1 protein-coding gene and 1 pseudogene are annotated in these 1,335 nt (G+C 64.5%); both read left to right on the top strand.

Annotated elements, in window-relative coordinates; all coding sequences use genetic code 11:
• A pseudogene (locus FE811_RS26840) lies at positions 1–376 on the top strand (NAD(P)(+) transhydrogenase (Re/Si-specific) subunit beta); the annotation flags it as partial.
• A gap of 65 nt (positions 377–441) precedes the next feature.
• Positions 442–1,335: NAD(P)/FAD-dependent oxidoreductase (locus tag FE811_RS26845; protein ID WP_140849560.1), on the top strand; the 894-nt coding region annotated here is incomplete at its 3' end.

Genomic DNA, 1,335 nt, shown 5'->3' on the forward strand with positions numbered 1-1,335 from the left:
CGCGCAAGCTGCGGGCGCGCGGCAAGACCGTGCGCTTTGCCATCCATCCGGTGGCGGGGCGTCTGCCGGGGCACATGAACGTGCTCTTGGCCGAGGCCAAGGTGCCCTATGACATCGTCCTGGAGATGGACGAGATCAACGAGGATTTCCCCTCGACCGACGTGGCGATCGTGATCGGCTCGAACGACNCAACAGCCCCATCGCGGGCATGCCGGTGCTGGAGGTGTGGAAGGCCAAGCAGGTCTTCGTCAGCAAGCGCGGCCAGGGCACCGGCTATTCCGGCATCGAGAACCCGCTGTTCTACAAGGAAAACACCCGCATGTTCTACGGCGACGCAAAGAAATCCATCGACCAGTTGCTCCCCATGATCGAGTGAGGGGGCGCGGCAAACTGACACGCCCCGATCAGAACCCCAGCCATCAGCAAGGAGAATCCCTCGCCATGCCCGACCTGCCCCCTCGCGAGTCGATGGAATACGACGTTGTGATCGTTGGTGGCGGGCCGTCCGGCCTGTCGGCGGCGATCCGGCTGAAGCAGGTGAACCCGGAGCTTTCCGTGGTGCTGCTGGAGAAGGGCTCGGAGATCGGCGCGCATATCCTGTCGGGCGCCGTGCTGGACACCGCCGGCCTCGACCGGCTGATCCCGGACTGGAAGGACAAGGGTGCGCCCGTCACCACCGAGGTCACCCAGGACAATTTCTACATCCTCGGCGAAGGCGGCCAGGTCCGCGTCCCGAACTGGCCGATGCCGCCCCTGATGTCGAACCACGGCAAATACATCGTCTCGATGGGCAATGTCTGCCGCTGGCTGGCCGAACAGGCCGAGGCGCTGGAAGTGGAAATCTTCCCCGGCATGGCCTGCTCGCAGTTGGTCTATGAGGGCGAGCGCGTGGTCGGCGTCGTCGCCGGCGAGATGGGGCTCAACGCAGACGGCACCCCCGGCCCGAGCTACGAGCCTGGCATGGAGCTGCGCGGCAAATACGTGCTGATCTGCGAGGGCGTGCGGGGCTCTCTGGCCAAGGAACTGATCCAGAAATACGACCTCTCGGCCGGCCACGAGCCGCAGAAATTCGGCCTCGGCATGAAGGAGATCTGGGAGATCGACCCGGCCAAGGCGAAACCGGGCACGGTGACCCACACCATGGGCTGGCCCTTGGGCAAGAACGCCGGCGGCGGCAGCTTCATCTATCACCTCGAGGGCAACCAGGTCCTGGTCGGCTTCGTCGTGCACCTGAACTATGCCAACCCCTACCTCTATCCCTACATGGAGTTCCAGCACTTCAAGCACCATCCCATGGTCGCCGAACTCCTGGAGGGCGGCAAGCGCGTGGCTTAC

It is taken from the genome of Paracoccus sp. FO-3, assembly GCF_006386455.1.
Classification (GTDB): domain Bacteria; phylum Pseudomonadota; class Alphaproteobacteria; order Rhodobacterales; family Rhodobacteraceae; genus Paracoccus; species Paracoccus versutus.